Source organism: Streptomyces sichuanensis, assembly GCF_020328095.1.
Taxonomy (GTDB): Bacteria; Actinomycetota; Actinomycetes; order Streptomycetales; family Streptomycetaceae; genus Streptomyces; species Streptomyces cinnamoneus.
The window spans coordinates 1-6190 of record NZ_JAIXMK010000203.1 but is presented as its reverse complement, the minus strand read 5'-3'; the positions used below and the strand labels follow the sequence as shown (position 1 = coordinate 6190).

Sequence of the window (6190 nt, the reverse complement as noted above, 5' to 3'; positions counted from 1 at the left end):
ACCAACCGGCGCTCCCCGTACAGCGCCGAGGACTCGGTCCGGCTGCGCAACACGGTCGCGGAGGCGAAACGGCGGCTGGCCGAGGACACCAGGGTCACCCGCGCGGCCCGGATGGACGTCGAGGGCCGGCTCGACGCGGCGGCCGCGGAGGTCGACCTCACTCATTCGGCCGACGGGCTGCTCGTCCTGGCCGCCCCCGGCGAGCACCAGGTCTGGTACCTGCCCCGCTCGGTGCCGCAGCGGGTGGTCGTCGCCGACACCTTCCTCACCCGGAACCTGGTGGCCGCCCGTCTGCTGGGCGAGCCCTACTGGGCACTGGTGCTGTCCCAGAGCGGCACCCGGCTGTGGGACGGATCGGGGGACACCCTCACGGAGGTCACCGGGGAGGGCTTCCCGGTGCTGCCCGAGCTCCCCGACCACGAGGACGCGCTGCCCGGCCGCAACTTCGACAAGGTCGGCAACCACTCCCTGTCCGCGCGCGAGGAGTCGCACGTGGAGCGCGAGCGCCAGTACATGCGCGCGGTCGCCGGGGTCCTGGCCCCCGTGCTGGAGCGCCGGCCCCGCCCGCTGTACGTCGTGGGCCTGCGCGAACAGATCGCGCTCTTCGAGAAGCAGCTCCCCAACCCGGGCGTGATCGCCGGCCGCGTCGAGAACGGCGGCGCGGTCGGCAAGTCCGCGCACGCGATCCTCGACCTGCTGCACCCCGCCTTCGCCGAACGCCGCACCTCACGCCGCGGCGAAGTGCTGCGCCGCCTCGACGACGCGCGCGGCGCACGGCGCTTCACCTCGGGGCTGGACGAGATCTGGCAGACCGTCCGTCAGGGCCGGGTCGCCCTCCTCGCGGTCGAGGACCACTACCAGGTCACCGCCCGCGTCGACGGCAACGGCGGTCACCCCGTGCGGGTCGAGACGCCCACCGAGCCCCTGGCGGCGGATCCCGCCATCCGCGAGGACGTCGTGGACGAGATCGTCGAGACCGCCCTCAACAACGGCGCCGACATCGAGTTCCTCCCCGACGACACCCTCGCCGGGGAGGAACGCGTGGCCGCCGTCCTGCGGTACTAGGGCGGGTCCCAGCCGCTCGGGGCCGCCGGGGACGTACCCCGGCGGCCCCGACGGCGTCAGTGGAGCACGACGTTGTGGGCGGGGGTGACCTGCGGCTGGACGTGCCCGAAGCCGAGGTCGGAGACGATCGGGGCGAGGACGGCGGCGAACGCCTCGAACGCCTCGGCCGACTCCCACACGTCGGTGACGCGCCAGCCGCCGTCGACCGGCCCGGACACATGGGCGATCAGCCCGGCCGCCTCCTTGGGCAGGTCGGCGACGGCGTTGAAGCCGCGGCCGCCGGTGATGCGGTCGATGCACGCGTCGTAGACATCCTGCGTGGCGCCTTCCAGTTCGAACGTGACGACGATGGCCATGTGCTGCCCGCTTTCTGTTCGTGGCGGTCCCGGTGGGGCGGTTCCCTACCCGGGCCGGCCGCCGGTGACGCCCGCCGCCCGGGGCCACGGGATGCATTCCGGTTGGCGGCCGCACGTTCCGCACGCCGGTACGGGCACGCGCACGCGGCCGTGGAGGCCGGCCCTCCAGGACACGGTCAGGCGTCCGCCGGACCGGTGAGGATCCGGTCGAGGTGGTGGTCGAGGGTGCGCCGTACCCCCGCCAGGGTGCGGCGGCCGTGCAGGACGTCCATGCCGAGCCCGGTGACGCCCGACACCAGCAGGTCGGCCTCGGCCTCGGCCGCCGGGCCGGTGGCGCCGGCCGGGCCGCGGCCGGGCACCCGCGCGATGACTCCGGCGACGAGCCGCTCCACGGGCCGGGCGCCGTGCAGGAAGACCTCCGCCAGGCGGGGATCGGTGAGGCTGCGGGCGTAGTAGGCGGCGAACACCCGCAGGGCCGTACGGCGCTGCTCGTCCAGCGGCAGGAACTCCTCCAGGATCAGGCGGAGCAGCGCGCGCGGGTCGGCGGGGTCGCGCAACGCCGCGGCGCGTTCCCCGGCGTGACGTTCGTTCGCCTCGTGCAGCATGCCCAGCGCCGTGACGAGGAGGTCGTGCTTGCTGTCGAAGTGGTACTGCACCACGCGCAGGGACACCCCCGCCTCCGCGGCGACCCCCCGCATGCTCGCGGCCTCCAGCCCGCGCTCGGCGGCGATGCGCCAGACGGCCTCCGCGATCTGCCGGCGCCGGGACGGGGGAGCGGCGGCCGGGGCCGGCGCGGCCGCCGGCCGGGGCGGGTTCCTGCGGGCGCGGTAGGCCCGGGCCTGGCAGCTGCGCGAGCAGTACAGCGGCGGGCGGCCCCGGGAGGCCGGCGGCAGCCCGGCGCCGCAGACCCGGCATCCGGATTTCGTTTCGTCACGCATTCCTTCAGCATAACTTCAAGAATGTGTGACGTAATGGCGATCTATCCATGACTTTCCAAGGGATTGGCGACCCGCCGTTGATACGGTCGTAACGTCACGACCAAGAAATGCGGAGGCCGTTCATGAATGAGGGTTGGTACCGGCTGGGGATGCTCCTCGTGCTCGTCGCGGGTTTCTGGGAGGGCGTCATGGCCGTCGTCCTCCGCCTGTTCACGGACAAGGGGCCCGGGGTGATGACCGCCGCGAACTACCTGCCCGGTCCCTGGTGCTACGTCGCCGCCGCAGCCGTCGTCGCGGCCGCCTTCGCCGTCATCGCGCTGCTGGACGCCGGCCACAGGAAGGTCCTCGCGCGCGAGAAGGCCACCGCGGCGCGGTAACGCCGCGCGGGGCGGTCACGGGCCGAACGTCAGCGCCGTCACGCGCTCCCGGGACGTCCGGTCGAGCAGGACGACGGAGGCCGCCTCCGTCACCGCCTCCGGAACGGGCTGCGGTCCCGGCGTCGCCGGAAGGGGCCCGCTCCCCTCGGACATCGCGTGCAGGAGCCGGTCGAGCCCGCGCCGGTGCCGGGCGAACGCCCGTCGCGACGCCCACCGGCCGCGGGCCGCCTGGCCCGCCAGTGCCTCCTGCGCGCCCACGTCCAGCAGCACCAGATGCAGCTCGCGCCCCTGCCGCCCGGCGGTACGGGCCAGCCACCGGCGTATCCACGCCCGGCTGCCGCAGTCGTGGACCAGGAGCGGACCGCCGCCGCGCACCTCGGCGCGCAGCCAGCGGAAGTGCTCCAGGCGCGCCCAGGGCCGGTACACCGCGTAGGGCAGGCGCGCGGGCATCACCGCCTCGCACGCGACGTGCACCGCCCGCGGGTCCACGGCGGAGGGGGCGACGGGCGTCCGCCCGGGGCCCGCCGGGGGCGTGTCGTCCGCGGCGGCCTGTGACCAGCGGCGCAGCAACGTGCTCTTGCCGCTGCCGGGCAGGCCGGAGACGACCACGACGGCGCCCGGCGGGTAGCGGAGGACGGCCGGTACGTCCTCGTGCCGTCCGCGCAGGTCCATCAGCCCGCGCGGCGCGGCGCTCCCGCGTTCCGTCGCCCCCGCGGCCTCGCCGGCCCGCATCTCCGGCACGGCCGGCCCACCCGTCTCCGCCACTGCGCTACCGTCCCCTGCTCCGACCCGACCGCCCCGAGCCTCGCACGAGCCGCCGGGCCGGCCCTCGGGAGCCCCCGCCGGACCGGCCGGGGCAGCCTTGAGGACGTCTCAGGGAGCCCGCCGGTTCAGATCGCCGGACGCATGATCCTGCCGGATCCGGTCGAACGCGCCATCGAGCGACGACTTTGAGACAGCGTCACATTGCCAACCGTTGACACTCTCTTGGTGACCGCTTTACCGTCGGCCGAGGTGCGCATGCAGGGCCGCCGCCGTGAAGAACCCATCACTTTTTGGAGGTTCGCAATGGAGAAGCTGATCAGGAAGATGGCTCAGGACGACGTCTGGCGGGGCTGGGTGGCCGCCAACTCGGCCCGTGAGGCCGCCAAGAACGGCTGCATCAGCGTGTCCAAGTCCGGCTGCATCAGCGTGGTCAAGACCGGTTGTATCTCCTGACCCGTTCTTGATCAACCCCTGAGCAGACCGGAGGGGCCGCGGTGGCGCATTCCCCACGTCACCGCGGCCCGCTTCGCGGCACACCGCACCGGCTTCCTCGCACGGGGCTTCCGTTCGCCGAGCACACCTGAAGGGGTGGCACATGGAGGGCCAGCCGACGGCCGAAGTCGTCGACCGGATCAGGGACATCCCGATCTACCGCACGTCGGTCGAGCGGGGCCACTTCCCCATACTCGAAAAACCCGAGATCGCCCGCGGCTTCCCGGACAACTGGATGACCCCGGACCTGGCCGCGGCACTGGCGGCCGGCGAGGCGGAGTTCGTGCTCTCCACGGGCACCAACCACGCCCGCATGCAGATCATCCGCCCCCCGTACTTCCTGCTGAACTCCTATTACCGGCTGTGGAGCGAGCACCCCGACATCGCCCACACCTGGCACGAGGGCTGCCGGCGCCTGTCGCTGACGACCGTGCTGGCCACCGAACACGTCGCGCGGGTCAACGCGAAGAAGCGCGGGGCCGAGCCGGCCGCGGTCCCCGGCCCCGAGGACCGGCGGCTCGACGACCGCACCAGCTACCTCAACCTGCGGCTCGACCCCGCGCTGTGGGAGCGCGACGACGTCGAGCGGATGCTCGCCGAGATCCGCGCCGCCCGCGACGCACACCCGCAGGGCGCCTACCACCTGGACTGCTCCGGCTACCACCTCGCGCACCTCGTGCGCAAGGTCCGCGCGTGGGGGCTCCAGGACGCGTTCCCGCAGCCCGCGAGCATCATCCACGCCTACGAGTACACCCCGGTCAACGTCCGCCGCTTCCTGCAGGAGCACTTCGCCTGCCCGATCGTCGACCTCTTCGGCAGCACCGAACTGGGCTACCTCTACTACAGCGTCGGCGACCACGACGGCCGCTACCGGCCGTACCTCGACGACATGAGCGTCGAGCTCGTCCCCGTCGTCCCGGGCAGCGAGATCTACAGCCTCATCGTCACCAGCGTCCGCAACCCCCACATGCCCCTGATCCGCTACCGCTCGGGGGACTGCGCCCGCACCGTCGACGGCACACCGGACCCCACCCGGATCTCCCGCTTCTGCGGCCGCGAGCGGGAACTGCTCGCCACACCGCACGGCCCGGTCTCCCAGGGCGACCTCGACGACTGCGTCACCGGCGCCTCCCCCCGCGTCTTCCTGCAACAGCTGCACGTCACGGGCGAGGCACAGACCGAGCTGCAGTACGTGACCTTCGACGACCGGCCGCTCGACGGGCCCGCCGCCACCGCCCTGGAGCAGTCCGTGGCGGAGCTGACCGGCCGCTCGTGCTCCCTGCGGCACCGCACCCGCATACCCATCGGGAAATCCGGCAAGTACGCCTGGCTCGCCGACGACCACTGACCCTCCGGACGGGACGCACACCATGACCACACAGCCTCAGGTCTCCGCCGACGACCTCAAGGCACTGCTCGGCGACGCCCTCCACGCCGAGGTGGTGACGCACGTCGCCGACAAGACCGGCGAGACGCCCGACCGCGTCGAGCGCCAGGTCACCGAATGCCTCCGCTACCTCTACCTCGTCTCCCGCCACCAGGACCGGCTCGCCGGCCTCTTCCTGCCCGTCGAGCAGGACATCGACGAGATATGGCACTACCTCATCCTGCAGACCCGCGAGTACCGCGCCCTGTGCGAGGAGCGGCTGCCCGGCCGCTTCTTCATCCACCACCGCAGCATCGCCTACGAGGACTACCAGCAGGAGCCGGGCCGCGAGCAGGCGCTGGAGGAGGCCCTGCGCTGGATACCGCTCTACGTGCGCGCGTTCGGCCCCTTCGACGAGGGCGCCCTGCCCCACTGGACCATCGTGCGCTTCCTGCACGAGCAGATGGACATGTCGCTGCAGGACATCGCAGCACTCGAACCGCTCGAACCGCTCGGCGCGGCGTAACCCGCCGCCCACCACCCGAAGGAAGGGCCGCATGAGCACGCGCTCCGGCGCTCCGGCCGCGCCCGCCGCCCCCGCGGACGACGAGGTCCCCGAACAGAAGCGCATCCTCACCGTCCTGGTGATCGCGCAAGTGCTCAGCGGCGTGGGCCTGGCCGCCGGCATCACCGTCGGCGCGCTGCTCGCCGAGGAGATGCTGGACTCCACCCGCCTCGCCGGAGCGCCCGCCGCCCTGTTCACCGGCGGCGCCGCGCTCGGCGCGGTGGGCATCGGCCGCATCAGCCAGCGGTGGGGCCGCCGGCCCGGCC

At 73.2% G+C, this 6190-nt stretch carries 8 protein-coding genes and 1 pseudogene; 6 read left to right on the top strand and 3 right to left on the bottom strand.

All coding sequences use genetic code 11. From position 1 onward, the window contains the following. Positions 1-1065, top strand: a 1065-nt coding sequence (locus LE181_RS30960) for a baeRF3 domain-containing protein (RefSeq protein ID WP_225664855.1), incomplete at its 5' end; no start/stop codon positions are given. Positions 1066-1121: 56 nt separating this feature from the next. Here LE181_RS30960 and LE181_RS30955 read toward each other — a convergent pair. After that, on the bottom strand, positions 1122-1421 hold the full coding sequence (locus LE181_RS30955; protein ID WP_225664853.1) for a hypothetical protein: 300 nt from the start codon (positions 1419-1421) through the stop codon (positions 1122-1124). A 176-nt stretch (positions 1422-1597) separates the two neighbouring features. Further along, positions 1598-2359 (bottom strand): TetR/AcrR family transcriptional regulator, encoded by a 762-nt coding sequence (locus LE181_RS30950; protein ID WP_225664851.1) that lies wholly within the window; start codon positions 2357-2359, stop codon positions 1598-1600. Positions 2360-2481: 122 nt separating this feature from the next. On the opposite strand from LE181_RS30950, the gene LE181_RS30945 reads away from it, so the two are divergent. Continuing rightward, positions 2482-2736, top strand: coding sequence for a hypothetical protein (locus tag LE181_RS30945; RefSeq protein WP_225664849.1), 255 nt, complete (start codon positions 2482-2484; stop codon positions 2734-2736). Positions 2737-2751: 15 nt separating this feature from the next. Here LE181_RS30945 and LE181_RS30940 read toward each other — a convergent pair whose 3' ends face one another. Further along, entirely contained in the window at positions 2752-3501 is a 750-nt protein-coding gene (locus tag LE181_RS30940) for an AAA family ATPase (RefSeq protein ID WP_225664847.1), read from the bottom strand. Positions 3502-3804: 303 nt separating this feature from the next. Here LE181_RS30940 and LE181_RS30935 point away from each other — a divergent pair, with 303 nt between their 5' ends. From LE181_RS30935 to LE181_RS30920, 4 genes and pseudogenes are all read left to right on the top strand, one after another. After that, complete coding sequence (locus LE181_RS30935) at positions 3805-3954, top strand: hypothetical protein (protein WP_225664845.1); 150 nt, start codon at positions 3805-3807, stop codon at positions 3952-3954. A gap of 142 nt (positions 3955-4096) precedes the next feature. Then, entirely contained in the window at positions 4097-5341 is a 1245-nt protein-coding gene (locus tag LE181_RS30930; RefSeq protein ID WP_225664843.1) for a phenylacetate--CoA ligase family protein, read from the top strand. A 22-nt stretch (positions 5342-5363) separates the two neighbouring features. After that, a complete protein-coding gene (locus LE181_RS30925; RefSeq protein ID WP_225664841.1) occupies positions 5364-5885 on the top strand; it encodes a UCP032817 domain-containing protein in 522 nt (173 codons plus the stop codon). Between the two features lie 31 nt (positions 5886-5916). Then, a pseudogene (locus LE181_RS30920) lies at positions 5917-6190 on the top strand (MFS transporter); the annotation flags it as partial.